14 protein-coding genes are annotated in these 19,270 nt (G+C 69.8%); 9 read left to right on the top strand and 5 right to left on the bottom strand.

Features of this window, described 5'->3' with window-relative positions:
- The first annotated feature begins 26 nt into the window (after nt 1-26).
- The 5 genes from ACTWQI_RS25260 (at nt 27) to ACTWQI_RS25240 (ending at nt 6,955) form a co-directional block, all read left to right on the top strand.
- A complete protein-coding gene (locus ACTWQI_RS25260; protein ID WP_443274091.1) occupies nt 27-938 on the top strand; it encodes an LLM class F420-dependent oxidoreductase in 912 nt (303 codons plus the stop codon).
- A 100-nt stretch (nt 939-1,038) separates the two neighbouring features.
- Nucleotides 1,039-1,845 (top strand): SDR family NAD(P)-dependent oxidoreductase, encoded by an 807-nt coding sequence (locus ACTWQI_RS25255; protein ID WP_443274030.1) that lies wholly within the window; start codon nt 1,039-1,041, stop codon nt 1,843-1,845.
- Nucleotides 1,846-1,942: 97 nt separating this feature from the next.
- Nucleotides 1,943-3,070: an LLM class flavin-dependent oxidoreductase gene (locus tag ACTWQI_RS25250; protein ID WP_443274028.1), complete on the top strand. Its 1,128-nt coding sequence runs from the start codon at nt 1,943-1,945 to the stop codon at nt 3,068-3,070.
- 358 nt (nt 3,071-3,428) lie between these two features.
- Nucleotides 3,429-5,171, top strand: a complete 1,743-nt coding sequence (locus tag ACTWQI_RS25245; RefSeq protein WP_443274026.1) for an N-acyl-D-amino-acid deacylase family protein — start codon at nt 3,429-3,431, stop codon at nt 5,169-5,171.
- A gap of 215 nt (nt 5,172-5,386) precedes the next feature.
- Nucleotides 5,387-6,955, top strand: coding sequence for an APC family permease (locus ACTWQI_RS25240; RefSeq protein WP_443274024.1), 1,569 nt, complete (start codon nt 5,387-5,389; stop codon nt 6,953-6,955).
- A 43-nt stretch (nt 6,956-6,998) separates the two neighbouring features.
- Here the strand turns inward: ACTWQI_RS25240 and ACTWQI_RS25235 are convergent, their stop codons facing one another.
- Nucleotides 6,999-8,564, bottom strand: a complete 1,566-nt coding sequence (locus ACTWQI_RS25235; protein WP_443274023.1) for a CehA/McbA family metallohydrolase — start codon at nt 8,562-8,564, stop codon at nt 6,999-7,001.
- A 193-nt stretch (nt 8,565-8,757) separates the two neighbouring features.
- Between ACTWQI_RS25235 and ACTWQI_RS25230 the strand changes: the two genes are divergently transcribed.
- From ACTWQI_RS25230 to ACTWQI_RS25220, 3 genes are all read left to right on the top strand, one after another.
- Nucleotides 8,758-9,618 carry an LLM class F420-dependent oxidoreductase gene (locus ACTWQI_RS25230; RefSeq protein ID WP_443274021.1) on the top strand — a complete coding sequence of 287 codons (861 nt, stop codon included), beginning with the start codon at nt 8,758-8,760 and terminating at the stop codon, nt 9,616-9,618.
- 122 nt (nt 9,619-9,740) lie between these two features.
- Entirely contained in the window at nt 9,741-12,521 is a 2,781-nt protein-coding gene (locus ACTWQI_RS25225; protein WP_443274019.1) for a bifunctional FO biosynthesis protein CofGH, read from the top strand.
- Between the two features lie 184 nt (nt 12,522-12,705).
- On the top strand, nt 12,706-13,821 hold the full coding sequence (locus tag ACTWQI_RS25220) for an ADP-ribosylglycohydrolase family protein (RefSeq protein WP_443274017.1): 1,116 nt from the start codon (nt 12,706-12,708) through the stop codon (nt 13,819-13,821).
- Between the two features lie 59 nt (nt 13,822-13,880).
- Here the strand turns inward: ACTWQI_RS25220 and ACTWQI_RS25215 are convergent, their stop codons facing one another.
- Complete coding sequence (locus tag ACTWQI_RS25215) at nt 13,881-15,437, bottom strand: sodium:solute symporter family protein (RefSeq protein ID WP_443274015.1); 1,557 nt, start codon at nt 15,435-15,437, stop codon at nt 13,881-13,883.
- Between the two features lie 363 nt (nt 15,438-15,800).
- Nucleotides 15,801-16,586, bottom strand: a complete 786-nt coding sequence (locus tag ACTWQI_RS25210) for an SDR family oxidoreductase (protein ID WP_443274090.1) — start codon at nt 16,584-16,586, stop codon at nt 15,801-15,803.
- A gap of 165 nt (nt 16,587-16,751) precedes the next feature.
- On the opposite strand from ACTWQI_RS25210, the gene ACTWQI_RS25205 reads away from it, so the two are divergent.
- Nucleotides 16,752-17,591 (top strand): hypothetical protein, encoded by an 840-nt coding sequence (locus tag ACTWQI_RS25205; protein ID WP_443274013.1) that lies wholly within the window; start codon nt 16,752-16,754, stop codon nt 17,589-17,591.
- A gap of 139 nt (nt 17,592-17,730) precedes the next feature.
- Here ACTWQI_RS25205 and ACTWQI_RS25200 read toward each other — a convergent pair whose 3' ends face one another.
- Together ACTWQI_RS25200 and ACTWQI_RS25195 are read right to left on the bottom strand one after the other, a co-directional pair.
- Nucleotides 17,731-17,940: a DUF397 domain-containing protein gene (locus tag ACTWQI_RS25200; protein ID WP_443274011.1), complete on the bottom strand. Its 210-nt coding sequence runs from the start codon at nt 17,938-17,940 to the stop codon at nt 17,731-17,733.
- A gap of 205 nt (nt 17,941-18,145) precedes the next feature.
- Nucleotides 18,146-19,003 carry a helix-turn-helix domain-containing protein gene (locus tag ACTWQI_RS25195; RefSeq protein WP_443274009.1) on the bottom strand — a complete coding sequence of 286 codons (858 nt, stop codon included), beginning with the start codon at nt 19,001-19,003 and terminating at the stop codon, nt 18,146-18,148.
- Between the last annotated feature and the right edge of the window lie 267 nt (nt 19,004-19,270).

Genomic DNA, 19,270 nt, shown 5'->3' with positions numbered 1-19,270 from the left:
TGCCCAAAGGACGGCTGAGCTACGGGATGCAGCTCCCGATCCAGTCGCTGAGCACCATCTACGCCGAGCCGTGGGAGGCCGGGGCGGAGCCCCGGGACCTCGCCGAGGTGGCCCGGGCCGCCGATCGGCTCGGCTTCTGCTACATCGCGAGCTGCGACCACGTCGCGATTCCCCGTCGGCTCGCGGCCGCGATGGGTACGACGTGGTACGACCCGGTGGCCACCCTCGCGTACCTCGCGGCCGTCACCGAGCGGGTACGGCTGCTGAGCCATGTGGCGGTGGTCGGGCTGCGGCACCCGCTGGCCACCGCCAAGCAGTACGCGACGCTCGACCATCTCTCCGGCGGCCGCCTGGTCCTCGGGGTGGGAGCCGGTCACGTGGCGGAGGAGTTCGCGGCGCTCGGCGTCGACTTCGCCGCGCGTGGACCCGTCCTGGACGAGGCGATCGACGCGCTCAAAGCGGCCCTTGGGCCGGACGAGTTCCCCGAGTTCGACGGGGAGCGCTTCGCCTTCAGCGGACTCGGGCAGCGGCCCCGGCCGGTGCAGACCCCGCGCCCGCCGGTCTGGGTGGGCGGCTCGTCCCCCGCGGCCGTTCGGCGTGCGGCCGTCCGGGGTGATGGTTGGCTGCCGCAGGGCGATCCGCGCGACCAGCTGCCGCGGCAGATCGCCCGGCTGCACGACCTGCGCGAGCGCGCCGGGGTGACGGCACGGGTCGAGATCGGCGCCATCACCGAGGCGCTGTACGTCGGTGAGCCCGGCTGGGACGTCGGGCGCAGGACACTGTCCGGCAAGCCCGACCGGTTGGCCGAGTCGCTGCGCGAGTACGCGGCCATGGGTGTGCACCAGATCCAGGTCCGGTTCCGGAGCCGGACCCGGGCCGAGCTGATCGAGCAGATGGAGGCTTTCGCCTCCGACGTCGCTCCGCACTTGGACGGCTAGCCGCCGAGCTCGCCGAGTGCGCCTGCCCCGCCCCACTTTCGGGAAGGGGCGGGGCACAGCTACGTACCACGACGGCGAGGACCGTCGGAGAGGAGTTCGTATGGGAAGGCTCGACGGGCGCGTCGTCATCGTTACCGGGGCGGCGCGCGGACAGGGTGAGCAGGAGGCGCGGCTGTTCGCAGCCGAAGGCGCGAAGGTGCTGCTGGCGGACGTCCTGGACGACCGGGGCGAGGCGCTGGCGAAGGAACTGGCCGAAGAACTGGGCGCGGACACGGCGCGCTATGTGCATCTGGACGTGAGCCAGGAGGCCGACTGGAGCACGGCCGTCGCCACCGCCAAGGAGGCCTTCGGAAAGCTCGACGGGCTGGTCAACAACGCGGGGATCCTGCGCTTCAACGAGCTGGTGAGCACCCCCCTGGCGGAGTTCCAGCAGGTGGTGCAGGTGAATCAGGTCGGCGCCTTCCTGGGGATGAAGGCCGTGATCCCCGAACTGGAGGCGGCCGGCGGCGGCACGATCGTCAACACCGCCTCGTACACGGCGCTGTCCGGGATGTCCTTCCTGACCTCCTACGCCGCGACCAAGGCGGCGATCGTGGCGATGACGCGGGTCGCGGCGATGGAGCTGGCGGGCAAGGGCATCCGGGTCAATGCGATGTGCCCGGGCGCCATCGACACCCCGATGACCAATCCCGCCCAACTCGACCCGGACGCGGATCCCGAGGCGACCTCGGAGGCGGTGGCCGGGCTCTACCGGAAGCTCGTACCGATGGGCCGGATCGGGCGGCCGGAGGAGGTCGCCAGGCTGGCGCTGTTCCTGTCGTGCGAGGACTCCTCGTACATCACGGGGCAGCCCTTCGTCATCGACGGCGGGTGGCTGTCGGGGGTCCCGGGGTTCTCCGCTAGCTGATGGGCCGTCAGCTATTGACGGTGTGGGCGGTCGGTGCGACAGTCGATCGTACGCTGATCTGACGCAGTGTCAGATCCCTGGTAGGGAGTGAACCGCCGTGGAATTCGGACTCTTTGTGCAGGGATATGTGCCCTCCGCGCGGGTGCAGGCCGACCCGGAGGCCGAGCACCACGCGCTGATCGAGGAGACCGAGTACGTCATCCAGGCCGACAAGTCCGGCTTCAAGTACGCCTGGGCCTCCGAGCACCACTTCCTGGAGGAGTACTCACACCTCTCGGCGAACGACGTCTTCCTGGGGTACCTCGCGCACGCGACCGAGCGCATCCACCTGGGCTCGGGAATCTTCAACCCGCTGCCGCAGGTCAATCACCCGGTCAAGGTCGCCGAGAAGGTGGCCATGCTCGACCACCTCTCGCGCGGCCGGTTCGAGTTCGGGTCCGGGCGTGGCGCGGGGAGTCACGAGATCCTCGGCTTTCTGCCGGGCATCACCGACATGAACCACACCAAGGAGATCTGGGAAGAGACGATCGCCGAATTCCCCAAGATGTGGTTGCAGGACGAATACCAGGGCTTCCAGGGGAAGCACTGGTCGCTGCCGCCGCGCAAGGTGCTGCCCAAGCCGTACGGGACTTCCCACCCGGCGATGTGGTACGCCGCCGGGTCGCCGTCCTCGTACGCCATGGCCGCGAAGAAGGGCCTGGGGGTGCTCGGCTTCAGTGTGCAGAAGGTTTCCGACATGGAGTGGGTCGTCGAGTCGTACAAGACCGCGATCAAGGAGGCCGAGCCGGTCGGCGGTTTCGTCAACGACAACGTGATGGTCACCTCCACGGCCATCTGCGCCGAGACCCACGAGAAGGCGGTCGAGATCGCGATCGGCGGCGGGCTCAACTATCTGCAGTCGCTGCTCTTCCGCTACCACGACACGTTCCCGCGCCCGGAGGGCATCCCGGAGTGGCCGGAGCTGCTGCCCGACTACACCGAGGAGATCGTCGAGCTGCTGATCGCCGAGGAGCTGATGATCTGCGGGGATCCGGACGAGGTGTTCCGGCAGTGCAAGCGGTGGGAGCAGGCGGGGGCCGACCAGCTGTCCTTCGGGCTGCCCATCGGCATCTCCCACGAGGACACGATGAACACGATCAAGCTGATCGGCGAGCATGTGATCCCCAAGATCGACACAGACCCCGTCCACCGTACGACCCGCTTCCGCCAGGCGGCGGACGGCTGACGACGCCTTGCGGTGGGCCGGCCACGGCCTCGTGCGGCGGTCCTCCCTCAGCCACGGGCTCCGTCCCGCTGCGGTGGGCTGGCCGCGGTCTGGGGCGGTGGGCTGGTGGAGAGGGGCCGGGGGCGGCCGTGCCGTTGCGCCCCGCGGAACGCGGTGTGCCGGCTGCAGGGCAGGCGGGGCACCGGAGGGGACGGCGGCATCCCGGGCCGCCGTCCCGATCGCGGTCCCGGCCGGAGGCCGGTTCGCGGCGGCGGCCCGCCGCGTTGGACTCCGGCCGGGGCCACCCAGGCAACCGGACTGGGGCTGTCGGGATGGCGGGGGACGCCTGAAGAACATCGCATCGTGAAGGGACGCAGGCATGCTGGACCACCTGATCAAGGGCGCCACCGTCGTGGACGGCACCGGTGCGCCCTCCCGTGTCGCCGATGTCGGCATCCGCGACGGGCGCATCGCGGTCGTCGCCGATGCCGGGTCTGTCACGGAGGCAGCCCGGAGCGTTGAAGACGCCACGGGGCTCGTGCTGACCCCGGGCTTCGTCGACCCGCACACGCACTACGACGCCCAGCTCTTCTGGGACCCGTACGCCACGCCCTCCATGAACCACGGCGTGACCACCGTCGCGGGCGGAAACTGCGGGTTCACGCTCGCGCCGCTGAACCCCGACCGGCCCGAGGACGCCGACTACACGCGCCGGATGATGAGCAAGGTCGAGGGCATGTCCCTGGTGGCCCTCGAGGAGGGCGCACCGTGGAACTGGCACACCTTCGGCGAGTACCTCGACGCACTGGAGGGGCGAACCGCCGTCAATGCCGGGTTCATGGTGGGGCACTGCGCGCTGCGCCGGTACGTCATGGGTCCGGACGCGATCGGCGGCCGCCCCACGTCCGAGCAGCTGGAGCAGATGGTCCGGCTCTTCCACGAGGCGATGGACGCCGGGGCGTGGGGGCTGTCGACGACCCAGTCCGCCACGCACTCCGACGGCGACGGCAAGCCCGTCGCCTCGCGGCATGCCGGGCCGGCCGAACTGCTCGCACTCTCCCGAGCCATCGCCGAGCACGAGGGCACTCAACTGGAGGCGATCGTCGCCGGCTGCCTGGATCAGTTCTCGGACGCGGAGATCGATCTGTTCGTGGAGATGACCGCCGCTGCCGGGCGCCCGCTGAACTGGAACGTGCTCACCGTCGACGCGGCCGTGCCCGAGCGCGTGCCGCGCCAGCTCCTCGCCTCCGAGCGGGCCCGCAAGGCGGGCGGCCGGATCGTCGCGCTGACCATGCCGATCCTCACGCCCATGAACATGTCGCTGGGCACGTTCTGCGCACTCAACCTCATCCCCGGATGGGGCGAGATCCTCGGCCTGCCGGTACCGGAGCGGATCGCGAAGCTGCGTGACCCGGCCGTACGGGCCGAGATGCTGCGTCGCGCGGACAGCAAGGAGGCCGGTGTCTTCCGGCGGCTCGCGAACTTCGGGCGGTACGTCATCGGCGACACCTACTCCGAGGCCAACGCCGGGCTCAGCGGTCGCGTCGTCCGCGACATCGCCGCCGAGCGCGGCCAGGACCCCTTCACCTGCCTCGTGGAGATCTGCGCCGCGGACGAGCTGCGTACGGTGCTGTGGCCGATGCCGACCGACAACGACCCGGCGAGCTGGGAGCTGCGGCGGCAGACCTGGGAGCACGAGGACGTCATGCTGGGCGGCTCGGACGCCGGGGCGCACCTGGACCGGATGTGCGGGGCGCCGTACACCACGCGCTTCTTGGGGGACTGCCTGCGCGGGCGGAAGCTGGTCGGCCTGGAGCGGGCCGTGCGGATGCTCACCGACGATCCGGCGCAGTTGTTCGGGCTGCGGGACCGGGGCCGGGTGGCGGAGGGCCACTATGCGGACCTGGTGCTCCTCGACCCCGAGCGGGTCGACGCCGGGCCGGCGCGACTGGTCCACGACCTGCCGGGCGACAGCCCGCGGCTGGATTCGCGGGCGGTCGGCGTGGTGAGTGTGCGGGTGAACGGCGTGGAGACCGTCCGGGACGACGAGCTGACTGGCGCGATTCCGGGCCGCGTACTGCGCTCGGGCCGGGACACACGGACCGTGAGCACGGTGAGCTGAAAGTAGTTGCCGGAAATTTTGAAATCGGGCAAAATGGGCGAGGCTGCGGTTCTCGCATCGCGGAAGGTCTCTCCCGGGCCTTGCAATGCCGGACTGAATCGGCTTACAGCTTTCTGTTGCTAGATCATTAAAGGTGGACGTTTTCGAAATGAAGGTTTGTCTGAGCGGAGTCCGATTCTCCGGATACGGATACAGCACCGCTTAACGTCCCGTTCATGGTTCAGGCAGCAGTACGGCCTCAGGCCGAAGACACGGTACGGAGCTCCGGCGCCGCGCAGTCACCCTCGGGTGAGGTGCGCAGCAAGGGGCTCAGCAACAACTCGGTAGGCCTCCTCGGCGGCACGGTCATCGGCATCTCGACCGTCGCGCCGGTCTACGTCCTCACGGCAACGCTCGGCCCCACGGTGACCGAAGTCGGGCTCCAGATGCCCGCCCTCTTCCTCGCCGGATTCATCCCGATGCTCCTGGTGGCCTTCGCCTACCGCGAGCTGAACAAGGCAATGCCGGACTGCGGCACCTCCTTCACCTGGTCCGTAAAGGCGTTCGGGCCGAAGATCGGCTGGCTGTGCGGCTGGGGCCTGTTGATGGCCACCGTCGTGGTGCTGTCCAACCTCGCCGGTGTGGCCACGTCCTTCTGCTATCTCTTCCTCGGAGAAGTGACGGGCAGCGCAGGTGTAGCGGCACTGGACGAGAACAAGCCCGTCCACATCCTGACCACGCTGGCCTTCGTCGCCGTCGCCACCTGGATCAGCTACCGCGGCATCACCGCCACCAAGTGGCTGCAGTACGCCCTGGTCGGCCTGCAGTTGATCGTGCTCGCCATGTTCATCGTCATGGCTCTCGGCACATCCGGTGACGTGGCGGGCTCGATCGACTTCTCCTGGTCCTGGATGAACCCGTTCGGCGTGGAGTCCTTCACCGCCTTCACCGCCGGCCTTTCCCTGGCGATCTTCATGTACTGGGGCTGGGACACCTGTCTGTCGGTCAACGAGGAGAGCACCGGCAGCAGCAAGACGCCGGGCCGGGCCGCCATGCTCGCCATCGTCGTGGTCGTCGCCTCGTACCTGCTCACCGCCGTCGCCGCCCAGATGTACGCCGGCGTCGGCGAGAAGGGCACCGGCCTCGGCAACCCGGACACCGCGGACAACGTCTTCGCCACCCTCGCCGGGCCCATCATGGGCCCCGGCCTCGGCGTGCTGCTCTTCGTCGCCGTCCTGGCCAGCGCCGCTGCGAGTCTCCAGACCACCTTCATCCCGGTGGCCCGCACCGCCCTGGCGATGTCCACCTACAAGGCCCTCCCGGCCTCCTTCGCTTCGGTCCACCCGCGCTTCAAGACCCCTGGCCGCGCCACCATCGCGGCGGGCGTCGTCACCGGCGTCTTCTACACGGCGATGACGCTGCTCAGCGAGAACGTCCTGCTGGACACCATCTACGCACTGGGCCTGATGATTTGCTTCTACTACGCGATCACGGCCTTCGCCTGTGTCTGGTACTTCCGCCGCGAGCTGACGAACTCCGTGCGTGACCTGCTGGTCAAGGGCGTTCTTCCGGGGCTGGGCGGCCTGATGCTGACCGGCGTGTTCCTCCAGACCCTCAAGGACATCTGGGACCCGGCCTACGGCAGCGGCGGGTCCGTGTTCGGCGTCGGCAGCGTCTTCGTCATCGGCGTCGGCCTGCTCCTCCTCGGCGTCGCACTGATGCTGGTGATGCAGCGCCGCAGCCCGGAGTTCTTCCGCGGCGAGGTGCTGACCCAGTCGACTCCGGCTCTCGTCGTCGAAGACTGAGTCGTTCCGAACTGATTCATCCCGAGGGCTGCCCCGCCGAGGGCTATTCCCTGCCGAGGAAGATCGGGTTCGTCAGTGCGGCCATCGCGCCCGGCAGGCCGGAGGTCCCTCCGCCTGCCGGGCGGTGCCGTATCTCCGCCCGAACATAGGCGGCGTACTGCGGTGTCGTACGCCATTCGACCGTGCCGGGGCCGGACGCGGGCAGCTCCGTGCTGTACAGCAGGCCCTGATCGGTGATGAAGCGGGCCGAGCAGCCCGGGGCGGCACCCGACACCTCCAGTCGGACCGTCACCTCCTCGTCCCGGTCCACCATCAGGCGCTCGCCGATCCCCGCGTGCCGGCCCCGGCCACCCGCGGCCGAGAACGACAGGTTCAGCGACGAGGACTCCGCGATCCAGCTGCGCCCGGCCCGTATCCCCTCCAGAATCGCCGACCGCGACAAGTCGTCGGCGAGGACGACGGTCTGCGGATGGCCCACCACCTGCGGCTCGCGGTGGGCATCGCTGTTGCCCATGGCCGGCAGCCAGCGTCGTCCCCCGCCTTCCCCTGGCTCTCCCGCGGGCACCCCCACCGACCCGCGGGACCCGGCGCGCACTGTCGCCACCAGCGTGTTGTCCCATTCGGCGATCGTCACCTCGTCGTCCGGCGTGTACGGGCCGTTCCACACCTCCACCGCGTCGGCGGCGTTCAGTCCGAACTTCCAGTTGCAGCCGACGCAGGTGGCGTGCGGATGGGCGGGGACCACCAGGCCGCCCGCCTCGCGGATCTTCCGGGAGAAGCGGCCGAACGCGTTGTCCCGGGCGCGGTAGCGCCAGTCGATGAAGGTGCCCGCGTCGGTACCGAGCGCCACCACATGGCCGTTGCGCGTGGTGACCTCTTCCCCCGCCAGGATCAGCAGGTCGTCACCCCACAGCCCGTCCCACGCCCCATGGCCCGAGCTGGTGTTGTGCTCGGTCGTGGTGATGAAGTCCAGCCCCGCGGCGCGCGCCGCCGCGGCCACCTCGGCCGGGGTGCGCCGCCCGTCCGAGTGCACGGTGTGGAGATGGCAGTCACCGCGGTACCACGCCCGGCCGCGCCCCCTCGCCCGCTGCGGCGGGTACACCGGCTTCGGCGTCCGGCCCGGCTCCCCGTACCGCAGGGTGATCGTGACCTCGTAGTTCATCCCCTGGGGCGCGACCGTGTACGGGCCGAGGACCACATGCCAGATGCCGGGCCTGATGGGACCGGCGAGGTACGCGGGCGTCGCCTCCTCCGCGCTGATCGCGAACTCTGTGCGGAACCCGCCCGACCAGCCCCGGAACCCCCGTCCCCCCAGGTCCGTCCCGCGCTCGTCGAAGATCCCGATGTCGCAGGCGTTCCCCTGCGTCCCCGGCGGTACGGCAGGCTTGTCGTACGTATAGGAGACGGCGATCTCCCGCACGCCGCGCGGCACTTCGACGGGCAGGTACACGAAGTCCGGTGCACCGGTCGGCAGGTGGCCGGTGACCTTCCGCGTCTCCTGTCCGCCGACGTCGCGTTCCTCGCCCCGGGCGAACGTCACAGTTCCGAGCGTAAGCGCCCCTGTCGCCCCGGCGACAGCCGAAAGTCTGAGTACATCCCGCCGCTGCATTCCGTTACCCCCAGTGCCCGACCTGTCACTGACACCGTTCTACGCGCTCGTGACACGCTAGAGAAGGCCTGTGGATAACTCGGCGACAGTGGGAGAACATACGCGTGACCACAGCCGCCCACCGACACACGTCACCGTCCCCCCGGACGCCGTCCGCGGGATGCCCCGGACCGACGCGGAGGTGCCCACGTCCATGCGGATCTCGACGACCATCTTCCTCACCGACGAGACGATCACCCCCGTACGCCTCGCCCAGGAGCTGGAGCAGCGCGGATTCGCCGGGCTCTACCTCCCCGAGCACACCCACATCCCGGTCAGCCGCGAGAGCCCCTACCCGGCCGGCGGTCCCCTCCCGCGCGAATACGGCCGCACACTCGACCCCTTTGTGGCCCTCGGTCAGGCCGCCGCCGTCACCGAGCGGATCACCCTCGCCACCGGTGTCACCCTCGTCGCCGAGCACGACCCCATCGTCCTCGCCAAGCAGGTCGCCACCCTCGACTTCCTCTCCGGCGGGCGGGTCACCTTCGGCGTCGGCCTCGGCTGGAACGTGGAGGAAGCCGCCGACCATGGCGTGGACTGGCCGCGCCGCCGGGCGCTGGTCCGTGACCGGCTGGCCCTGATGCGCGCCCTGTGGGCCCAGGAGCCGACTGGGTACGAGGGTGAGTTCGGGTCCGTGAGCGCCTGTCACGCCCACCCCAAACCGGTGCAGAAGCCTCGGGAGCGCAAGGACGCGCCGCCGCTCACGGGCCCCCGCACCCTCCTCGGCGGCGCCGCAGGCCCCCGCCTCTTCGCCCATGTCGCGGAGTACGCGGACGGCTGGCTGCCGGTCGGCGGCCGTGGCCTGACCGAGTCCCTGCCCGCCCTGCGCGAGGCCTGGCAGCAGGCCGGCCGGGGCGAAGAGGGCCCGCAGGTCGTCCCGTACGCCGTGCGGCCGTCGCCCGGAAAGCTCGCCCACTTCCGCGACCTCGGCCTGACGGAGGTCGTCCTCCAACTCCCGTCCGCGGACGACACGGAGGTCCTGCGCACCCTCGACGCGTACGCCCAGTACCTGTAATCCCGTCAGCCGGACGACCGGCCCTATTCCCGGCATACGGCGCGTACGGCCGTGATCAGACGCACAACCTCCCGCGCGCCGGGGAGCCGTCCCGGCGACGGGGCCGCTCGTATCCTCGTGGGATGACGACGAGCGCGCAGGGGCCCGACCGGCCCAGCCGGTCCGAACGGCCCCAGCAGCCGGCCCCGACGGCGAACGCCATGCGGCGGGCGCTGCGCCGTGCCCGCGACGGCGTGGCACTGGACGTCACCGAAGCGGCGGTGTTGCTGCAGGCGCGGGGCGAGGACTTGGCGGATCTGTGCGCCTCCGCCGCGCGGGTGCGGGACGCGGGCCTTGAGGCCGCGGGCCGCTCCGGCGTCATCACGTACTCCAAGAGCGTCTTCATCCCGCTGACCCGGCTGTGCCGCGACACGTGCCACTACTGCACCTTCGCCACCGTCCCCGGCAAGCTGCGCCGCGCGGGACACGGGATGTTCATGTCCCCGGACGAGGTCCTGAGCATCGCCCGGCGCGGCGCCGAACTGGGCTGCAAGGAGGCGCTGATCACCCTGGGGGACCGACCAGAGGACCGCTGGCCGGAGGCGCGCGAGTGGCTGGAGGCAGAAGGGTACGACGACACCATCGCGTACGTACGGGCCATGGCGATCCGCATCCTGGAGGAGACCGGGCTGCTGCCGCACCTCAACCCCGGTGCCCTGTCCTGGACGGACTTCCAGCGGCTCAAGCCGGTCGCCCCGTCGATGGGCATGATGCTGGAGACCACGGCAGAACGGCTGTGGAGCGAGCCCGGCGGACCGCACTACGGCTCCCCGGACAAGGAGCCCGCCGTCCGGCTGCGGGTCCTGGAGGACGCCGGGCGCAGCTCCGTGCCCTTCACCAGCGGGCTGCTGATCGGGATCGGGGAGACGTACCAGGAGCGCGCGGAGTCGCTCTTCGCGCTGCGTCGCATCTCCCGTGCGTACCACGGCATCCAGGAACTCATCATGCAGAACTTCCGCGCCAAACCGGACACGGCGATGCGCGGGATGCCGGACGCGGAACTGGACGAACTGGTCGCCACCGTCGCCGTGGCCCGGCACATCATGGGTCCTTCCGCCTGCCTCCAGGCGCCGCCGAACCTGGTGGACGACCAGTACGCGGCGCTCATCGGCGCCGGTATCGACGACTGGGGCGGGGTCTCCCCGATCACCCCGGACCACGTCAACCCCGAGCGGCCGTGGCCGCAGATCGACGAACTCGCCGAGCGCTCCGCCGCCGCCGGCTTCGCCCTGCGTGAACGCCTCGCCGTCTACCCTGAGTTCATCCAGCGCGGCGAGCCTTGGCTGGACCCCCGGCTGCTGCCGCACGTACGGGCGCTGGCCGATCCGGAGACGGGGCTGGCACGGGCGGATGTGACGGTCGAGGGCCGCCCCTGGCAGGAGCCCGACGACGTCTTCGTCGCCTCGGGCCGCACCGACCTCCACCACAGCATCGACACCGACGGCCGTGTCTCCGACCGCCGTGACGACTTCGACGAGGTGTACGGCGACTGGGAGGCGCTGCGGGAGGCGGCCGCGCCGATGATGGTGCCCGGGCCCGCCCCCGGCCTGCCGCACGGGCAACCAGACCGCGCCGAAGTCCTCCAGCCGACGCCCGGTGGGAGTACCCCCAGCGGCATGGGGAACCCCATGGAGAGTGCGTCCGGGCGAGGAGGGAGGATCGACGCCGATCTGCGGTCCGCGCTCTCGGTCGCCGCGGACGACCCCGTCCGGCTGACCGACTCCGCGGCCCTGGCCCTGCTGCACGCCGAAGGACCGGCGTTGGACGCGCTCTGCCGGATCGCCGACGACCTGCGCCGCGATGTCGTCGGCGACGATGTGACGTACATCGTCACGCGCAACATCAACTTCACCAATGTCTGCTACACCGGGTGCCGCTTCTGTGCCTTCGCCCAGCGCCGCACCGACGCCGACGCGTACACCCTCTCCCTCGCGCAGGTCGCCGACCGCGCGCAGCAGGCCTGGGACGTCGGCGCGGTCGAGGTCTGCATGCAGGGCGGCATCCACCCGGACCTGCCCGGCACGGCGTACTTCGACATCGCGCGCGCCGTGAAGGAGCGCGTCCCCGGCATGCATGTGCACGCCTTCTCCCCCATGGAGGTGGCCAACGGCGCCACCCGTACCGGAATGTCGATCCGCGAGTGGCTGAGCGCCGCGAAGGAGGCGGGACTCGACACCATCCCGGGCACGGCGGCCGAGATCCTCGACGACGAGGTCCGCTGGATCCTCACCAAAGGCAAGCTCCCGGCCGACACCTGGGTCGAGGTGGTCAAGACCGCCCATGCGCTGGGGATCCGGTCCTCCTCCACGATGATGTACGGCCACGTCGACCAGCCCCGCCACTGGCTCGGTCACCTGCGGCTGCTCGCCGAGATCCAGCAGGCGGCGCTGGCCGAGAACCACCAGGGGTTCACGGAGTTCGTCACCCTCCCCTTCGTCCACACCAACGCCCCGGTGTATCTGGCCGGTATCGCCCGCCCCGGCCCGACGATGCGCGACAACCGTGTCGTCACGGCGATGGCGCGGCTGCTCCTCCACCCGTACATCACCAACATTCAGACCAGTTGGGTGAAGCTGGGTGCGGAGGGCGCGGCGGAGATGCTGCGGTCCGGGGCCAACGACCTCGGCGGGACGCTGATGGAGGAGACCATCTCCCGGATGGCCGGCTCCCGTTACGGCTCGTATCGCTCGATCAAGGACCTGACCGCCATCGCGGACACGGCGGGCCGCCCCGCCCGCCCCCGTACGACCACGTACGGAGAGGTCCCCGCGGAACGCCGCGAGGCGGCCTTCGCCTCCGACGGCCGCCTCCCGGAGCTGCTGCCCGTGCTGGGCGAGGAGAGCGCCCACAACTCGGCGCGGTAACGCGTCGGTCGCTGCCTCCCGGTTTCAGGGAGTGATCGAAGAAGTGTCGTGGGTGACTGCTCACATTCCTCCACAGGCTCGGAACCGACCGTTCTCCTTCGATTACAGTGCCGCCAGGGAGGTACAGACGGACTGACCGTACGGCTTCGGGAACGGGATCGGGTCAGCGATCGGGAGGAACGCAGTGAGCGCAGCAGGCACAGCCGTATGGGGCCGCGCCGAGCAGCAGGACTTCCGCAGCCGGGTGCGCGGCTGTCTGCTCGGCGGCGCGATCGGCGATGCGCTCGGCGCCGGCGTCGAGTCCGCCTCGCTGGAGAACATCCGCAAGGAGCACGGCGCCGACGGCCTCACCGACTACGTCCCCGCGTACGGACGGCGCGGCGCCGTCACCGACGAAACCCAGATGACCCTGTTCACCGTGGACGGGCTGATACGCGCGCAGGTCCGCCGCGACACCGGCGCCTGGCACCCGCCCACCGACGTATACCGCGCGCATCTGCGCTGGGCCGTCACTCAGCGCGAATGGGGACCGGACGAGCGCCGCACGGACGACGGCTGGCTCGCCCGCGAGGAGTGGCTCTACGCCCTCCGCGAGCCGGACCGCACCTGTCTCGCCGGACTCGGCGACGACGCCATGGGCACCCTGGACAAGCCCAAGAGCCCGGACGCCAAGGGCTGCGGAGCGGTCGTCCGTTCCGCTCCCTTCGGTCTGCTGGTGGGCTGGGAGCCGCAGCTCGTGTTCCAGCTCGCCGTGGAGTGCGCCGCCCAGACCCACGGCCATCCCACCGGCCACCTCGCGGCGGGCGCCTTCGCCGTCGTGGTCCACGGCCTCGCCCGCGGTGACGACCTCGACAGCGCCGTCCAGCACGCACTCCGCCAGCTGTCCACCCGCCCCGGACACGAGGAGACCACCGATGCGCTGCGCCAGGCCCTCGGCGCCGTACGGCAGGGTCTTCCCTCCGCCGCCCGCGTCGAGTCGCTGGGCCAGGGCTGGCATGCGGCGGAGGCCCTCGCGATCGGCGTGTACTGCGCCCTCGTCGCCGAGGACGTGCGCCACGGCCTCCTGCTCTCCGTCAACCACGGGGGCGACTCCGACGGCACCGGCTCCGTCTGCGGCAGTCTGCTGGGCGTCATGCACGGCGAAACGGCCCTCCCGCCCGGCTGGCTGGCCGAACTGGAGGGCCGCTCCACGATTCTGGAACTCGCGGACGACTTCGCCATGGAGATGACCCAGGGCCCGGCACTCCACGGCCCGGCGGTCTCCTCCCCGGGCTGGCTCGCCCGCTACCCGCGGGCCTGACCCGGCCCGGTCCCTACTGCGGGTACCTCCCCCCGGCGTTAGCTCGGGGGGAGGGCAGGTCAGTCCTTCGTCGCCCCCGGCGCCACCGCGTCCCCGGCCGGCGCGGGTACCGGAACAGCTGCGGCAGCGCCCGAATCGTCGTCGTCCGAGTTGATCCGGGCCAGCACCGCATCCCGCTCGGGGGTGGCCTCCGGCTTGATGAAGCCGATCAGGACGTAGAGAACCAGCGATATGGCCAGCGGCGACACGATCTGGATCTGGAGCTCGACCCCGTCGAGCCCGTAGTTCGTCAGCCAGAAGGCGAACAGCCCTGCCGCCCACGACACCAGTGCCGCCGTCGGGCCGGACCTGCGCAACGGCCGCAGCATGCCGAGCATGAACGGGATGGCGATCGGGCCCATCAGCCCCGCCACCCACTTGATGACGACCGTGATGATGTCCTTGAAGGTCGGCGAATTGACCTGTGTTGCGATCGCCATGGACAGCGCCAGGAAGGAGACCGTCGACAGCCGTGCCGCGAGCAGTCCGGCCCGCATGGACCAGCTGCGCGCCTTCACCGAGATGACCGGTGCGATGTCGCGGGTGAAGACGGCCGCGATGGCGTTGGCATCGGACGAGCACATGGCCATCGTGTGCGAGAAGAAGCCGACGATCACCAGACCCAGCAGGCCGTGCGGCAGCAGCTGCTCGGACATCAGCGCGTACGAGTCGGAGGCGTCCGGCTTCTCGGCCTTGACCAGCAGCGGGGCGACCCACATCGGGAAGAAGAGGACCAGCGGCCAGAAGAACCACAGCGCCGCCGAGAGCCGCGCCGAACGAGTGGCCTCGTGGGCGCTCGATGTGGCCATGTAGCGCTGGGCCTGGTTCCACATACCGCCGTTGTACTCGAACGTCTTGATGAAGAGATAGGCGAGCAGGAAGGTCACCGTGAACGGGCCGGTCGTCGGCTCCGTGTGGCTGGCCGGGAGGTCGTCCCAGACCGTCCACAGCGAGCTGAAGCCGCCGAGCTCGACCATGACGGCGACGAGCATGGCGATCCCGGCCAGGAACTGGATGACGAACTGGCCGAGTTCGGTCAGCGCGTCCGCCCACAGGCCACCGACCGTGCAGTAGACGCCGGTCACCACGCCGGTGATGAGGATGCCCTGGTTGAGGGAGACGCCGGTGAACACGGACAACAGGGTGGCGATGGCTGCCCACTTGGCGCCCACGTCCACGATCTTCAGCAGCACGCCGGACCAGGCCAGCGCCTGTTGTGTCGGAATGTTGTAGCGGTTCTTCAGGTATTCCAGCGGTGAGGCCACATGCAGCCGGGACCGCAGCCGGTTCAGCCGGGGCGCGAAGAGCTTCGCCCCGATGGCGATTCCGACCGCGATCGGGAAGGACCACGTCACGTAAGAGGTGACGCCGTACTGGTACGCGATGCCGGCGTAACCGGTGAACATCACCGCGCTGTAGCCCGACATGTGGTGCGAGATGCCCGAGAGCCACCACGGCATCTTGCCGCCCGCGGTGAAGAAGTCGCTGACATCGCCGACGCGCTTGTGGGACCAGACGCCGATGGCGATCATCACGCCGAAGTAGCCGATGAGTACGGCCCAGTCGAGACTGTTCATGCCCCCTCCAGGGGTCCGCCTTGTGAACGGGGAGCGCACTTCGCCGGTACGTCCGCCGGGGGCGATGCCCCGTACGGGAGCGGGGACTTCCGGGATTGAACCGCTTGATCGGGCGGGTGGTCAAGGGTGCTTGCGGTCACGAATATGAACTCGGATCAGAAAGTCGAACGTTTTTTGCTTGTTCTTGACCCTCGGGGGCGTTGTCTACCGCATGCCCGCGAACCCACGATGAGCGGGCACTTCGCCAGCAACCGACCGGGCCGAAGGGCCGCACGGGCCACGGGAACCCGTGCGGAGGAGGGGAGGGGACGCAGGTATCAGACGCACGTACCGGACGCGCCGCACGAGCCGTCGGCTCGGCTGTCAGCGCATCAGTTCACCGGCGTTGACCAGCAGCGACTGGCCGGTGATCGCCCGCGCCCGGTCGGAGGCCAGAAAGACCGCGGCCTCCGCCACGTCCCGGTCCGTGGCCAGTTCCGGCAGCGCCATCCGCTCGGTGAGCCGGCTCAGTACCTCGTCCTCGGCCACCCCCTCGGTGTGCGCCGTCAACTGGACGTACGCCTGCACCGGCGGGCCCCACATCCAGCCGGGCTGCACGGTGTTGACCCGGATGTGGTGCGGGCCCAGCTCGCGGGCGAGGGAGTACATCGCGGAGACGAGTGCCCCCTTGGACGCCGCGTACGCCGCCTGCTGGACCTGAGACGGTGCGGCGACCGAGGACTGGGTGCCGATGATGACGACCGAGCCGCCACCGCGCTCCTTCATCTCGGGCAGGCAGGCTCGCGTCATCCGCAGCGTGCCCAGCAGGTTCACATCCAGCACCTTCGCCCACGACGCGAAGTCGGCGTCCGCCAGCCCGCCGAAGTACGCATCGAGCGCGGCCACATGGACCACGGCGTCGATCCGTCCGAACCGCTCGACCGCCAGCTCTGCGAGCGCCGCGCACTGCTCCTCGTCACCGATGTCGGTCGACCGCCATGCGGTGCGTTCCTCGGAAGGGTCGATCTCCGCGGCGGTCTTGGCGAGGTTCGCCTCGGTGCGCGCGCCGAGCACGACGCGGGCGCCGTCCCGTACGCACGTGGCGGCCACCTGGTGGCCGAGGCCGGCGCCGACCCCGGACACGATCACGGTCTTGCCCCGCAGCAGCATGGTCGCCTCCCGGCAGCCGATTTTCAGCCCCCGTCTCTGACGCACCGTCAGAATAAGCCGTTTCCGTGGGGGAGGCCAGGGTGGTGCGCGCCTGTATGTGACCACTTCCCCGGGCGTCTGCCGCGACTCTCGCGTTCTGATGCTCCGTCAGCTAGACCTGTTGGCATGACTGACGACACACGCAGCGAGCTCTACGCCGAGCTGGCCTCCGTCGGGCCGTACGGCGTGCGCCCGGGCCACGCCCTGATCACGATGGTCGAGCCGCACCCGGGACATGAGTACGCGTACAACCGCTGGTACGAGGACGACCACTTCATCGCCGGGGCCATGGCCATGCCGTGGATCTACGCAGGCCGCCGCTGGGTCGCGACCCGCGAACTGCAGCTGCTTCGCTACCCGGAGAAGTCGGCCGTCGCCCAACCCGTCACCACGGGCTGCTACATCTCCGTCTACTGGATCACGGACGGGCGCTACGACGACCACATGCGATGGACCGTCGGCATCAACCGGCGGCTGAATCGCGACGGTCGCGTCCACCAGGCCCGTACGCATGTGTTCACGGCGTTCCAGGACCACGAGGCGACCGTCTACCGCGACGGGGCCGCTGGACCGCGGGACTTCCACGCCCTGGACCACCCGTACGCCGGCCTGGTCGTGGAGGTCATCGACGCGGACGGCCCGGAGCAGCGGGCGGAGCTGCTGGAGTGGCTGCGGGCGAAGCATCTGCCGAAGCGGCTGGCGGGGTCCCCTGCGGCGATGGTCACGGTCTTCCGTCCGACGCCGTTGCCGCTGGACCGCATGTCGTACGTCCAGCAGGTGGAGGGGGTCGACACCCGGCTGACTCTGCTGTGGTTCGTCGAGCGCGACCCCCGCGCATGCTGGCAGGAGCACTTCGGTGGACTCGACGAGGAGGTCGCCGCATCCGATCTGGGCCGGGTCGAGCTGGTCGCTCCCTTCATCCCGACGATTCCCGGGACCGACCGCTATGTGAACGAGCTGCGCTGAGCGGGCAGGGCCGAGCCCCCTCGGCCGGGACGGCGGGCCAGTCGAGAGGGCTCCGGATCGCGCTGTGTGAGTTCTTGCGACGTGTTGTGGGGATCGGGCCGGACTCTTGGTCCGTTGGTCCGTCGGATGACCGAGTGGGTCAGTCGAGGTCGAACACCCCCTCACTGACGTCTGCCACGAAGGCCGTCCAGGTCTCGGGGCCGAACGCCAGAGAAGGACCTTCGGGGTCCTTCGAGTCGCGCACCGCGATCGTCCGGACAGTGGGGGACTTGACCTCGACGCACGCGCCATTGCCGCCGGAGTACGAGGACTTGGTCCACGTGTCCGTAGCGCCTTGCTGAATTGCCATGTCTGCTCCGGTTGTGCCAGTTGGTGAGATGAGACGCCCCATCGGGAACGCGTGATCGACGCTACTCGCCAACATCGTCTTCCGGGGCGGTCATTCACTCGACCGGATGGCATATCCCATGGCGCACTTAGGAATTGAGTGAATCGGGTGTACCCTGCCCGATTCTCGGACGCCCACCGCTGTTCAGCAGGTGATGCCGGGGGGATCAGCGGGCGTACTCCTTGGCCGCCTCGATGATGAACTCCCGGGACTGGCCGACATTCAGGGCCTGCGCCCGCAAGTGCTCGTACATGACGCTGTAGCTCTGGACGTCGTTGGCCTTCTCCAGGTACAGGTCGCTCGTCACGCCCTCGAGGTAGACCACGCTCGAGTCGGCGGCGTCGGGGAACTCGAGGATCGCGTACTGCCCGTTCACACCCGGGTGCGCGCCCATCGCGAACGGCATCACCTGCACGGTCACATGGGGCATCTGGGAGAGTTCGGCCAGCTGCTCGAGCTGTTCCCGCATGACGTCCCGGCTGCCAACGATGCGCCGCAGAGCCGATTCGTCGAGCACCGCCCACAGCCGGAGCGGTGACTCCTCGGCGTGGATGCGCTCCTGGCGCCTGAGCCGGACCTGGACCCGCTTGTCGATCTCGGCGGACGCGGCCTCGGGCAGCGCGCCGGTGATCAGTGCTTCCGCGTACGACGGGGTCTGCAGCAGGCCGGGCACCATCTGCGGCTCGTAGACACGCAGCGACGCGGCATCCGTCTCCAGGCCGATGTAGACGCTGTACGGGATGTCACCGAACGCGTGCCACCAGCCTTGTTGGCGGGAATCCTTGGCCATCTGCATCAGCGAGTCGACGATCCGGTGGTCCTCGACCTCGTAGACCCCGCACAGATCGCGGACATCGCGCTGACTGATGCTGCGCCGGCCGTTCTCCAGCCGACTGATCTTCGACTGGGAGACCAGCAGCCGCTCCGCCACCTCTTCGGCCGTCATGCCCTTGAGCTCGCGGAGCCTGCGCAGCTCCTGGCCCAAGCGGCGACGCCTGACGGTGGGATTGACGTTGGACGCCACGGGGACTGCACCTCCGACTTGTACCGCTGTTTGTTCAGCAGACTGCCATCGTTGGCCATGACGGCGCTGGAAAATGGCAACAGAGGGTCCCGGTTCGAGCACAAAAGGCTACTCCCCCAGCTAACGCTGGGGGTGCCCCCACGGGCTGATGGCCAACTCGTCAACTCGTCAACCGCCACCGTGCCGACTCGCCGGCTCGGAGCGCGGCCGGTGCCCGACGGTGTGCGCCCCGACGGTGGACGCACGCGCGCGGGGGAGGGGGTAAGG

Source organism: Streptomyces sp. KR80, assembly GCF_052245555.1.
In the GTDB taxonomy this organism is placed as follows: Bacteria; Actinomycetota; Actinomycetes; order Streptomycetales; family Streptomycetaceae; genus Streptomyces.
The sequence above is the reverse complement of the archived record's forward strand: the minus strand, read 5'-3'. Positions and strand labels throughout refer to the sequence as shown.

Excerpts from the sequence above, each read along its gene's own strand:
- ACTWQI_RS25260 (WP_443274091.1), top strand. The coding sequence starts at position 27 with ATGCAGCTCCCGATCCAGTCGCTGAGCACCATCTACGCCGAGCCGTGG.
- ACTWQI_RS25255 (WP_443274030.1), top strand. The coding sequence starts at position 1,039 with ATGGGAAGGCTCGACGGGCGCGTCGTCATCGTTACCGGGGCGGCGCGC.
- ACTWQI_RS25245 (WP_443274026.1), top strand. The coding sequence starts at position 3,429 with ATGCTGGACCACCTGATCAAGGGCGCCACCGTCGTGGACGGCACCGGT.
- ACTWQI_RS25240 (WP_443274024.1), top strand. The coding sequence starts at position 5,387 with ATGGTTCAGGCAGCAGTACGGCCTCAGGCCGAAGACACGGTACGGAGC.
- ACTWQI_RS25235 (WP_443274023.1), bottom strand. The coding sequence starts at position 8,564 with ATGCAGCGGCGGGATGTACTCAGACTTTCGGCTGTCGCCGGGGCGACA.
- ACTWQI_RS25230 (WP_443274021.1), top strand. The coding sequence starts at position 8,758 with ATGCGGATCTCGACGACCATCTTCCTCACCGACGAGACGATCACCCCC.
- ACTWQI_RS25225 (WP_443274019.1), top strand. The coding sequence starts at position 9,741 with ATGACGACGAGCGCGCAGGGGCCCGACCGGCCCAGCCGGTCCGAACGG.
- ACTWQI_RS25215 (WP_443274015.1), bottom strand. The coding sequence starts at position 15,437 with ATGAACAGTCTCGACTGGGCCGTACTCATCGGCTACTTCGGCGTGATG.
- ACTWQI_RS25210 (WP_443274090.1), bottom strand. The coding sequence starts at position 16,586 with ATGCTGCTGCGGGGCAAGACCGTGATCGTGTCCGGGGTCGGCGCCGGC.
- ACTWQI_RS25205 (WP_443274013.1), top strand. The coding sequence starts at position 16,752 with ATGACTGACGACACACGCAGCGAGCTCTACGCCGAGCTGGCCTCCGTC.
- ACTWQI_RS25200 (WP_443274011.1), bottom strand. The coding sequence starts at position 17,940 with ATGGCAATTCAGCAAGGCGCTACGGACACGTGGACCAAGTCCTCGTAC.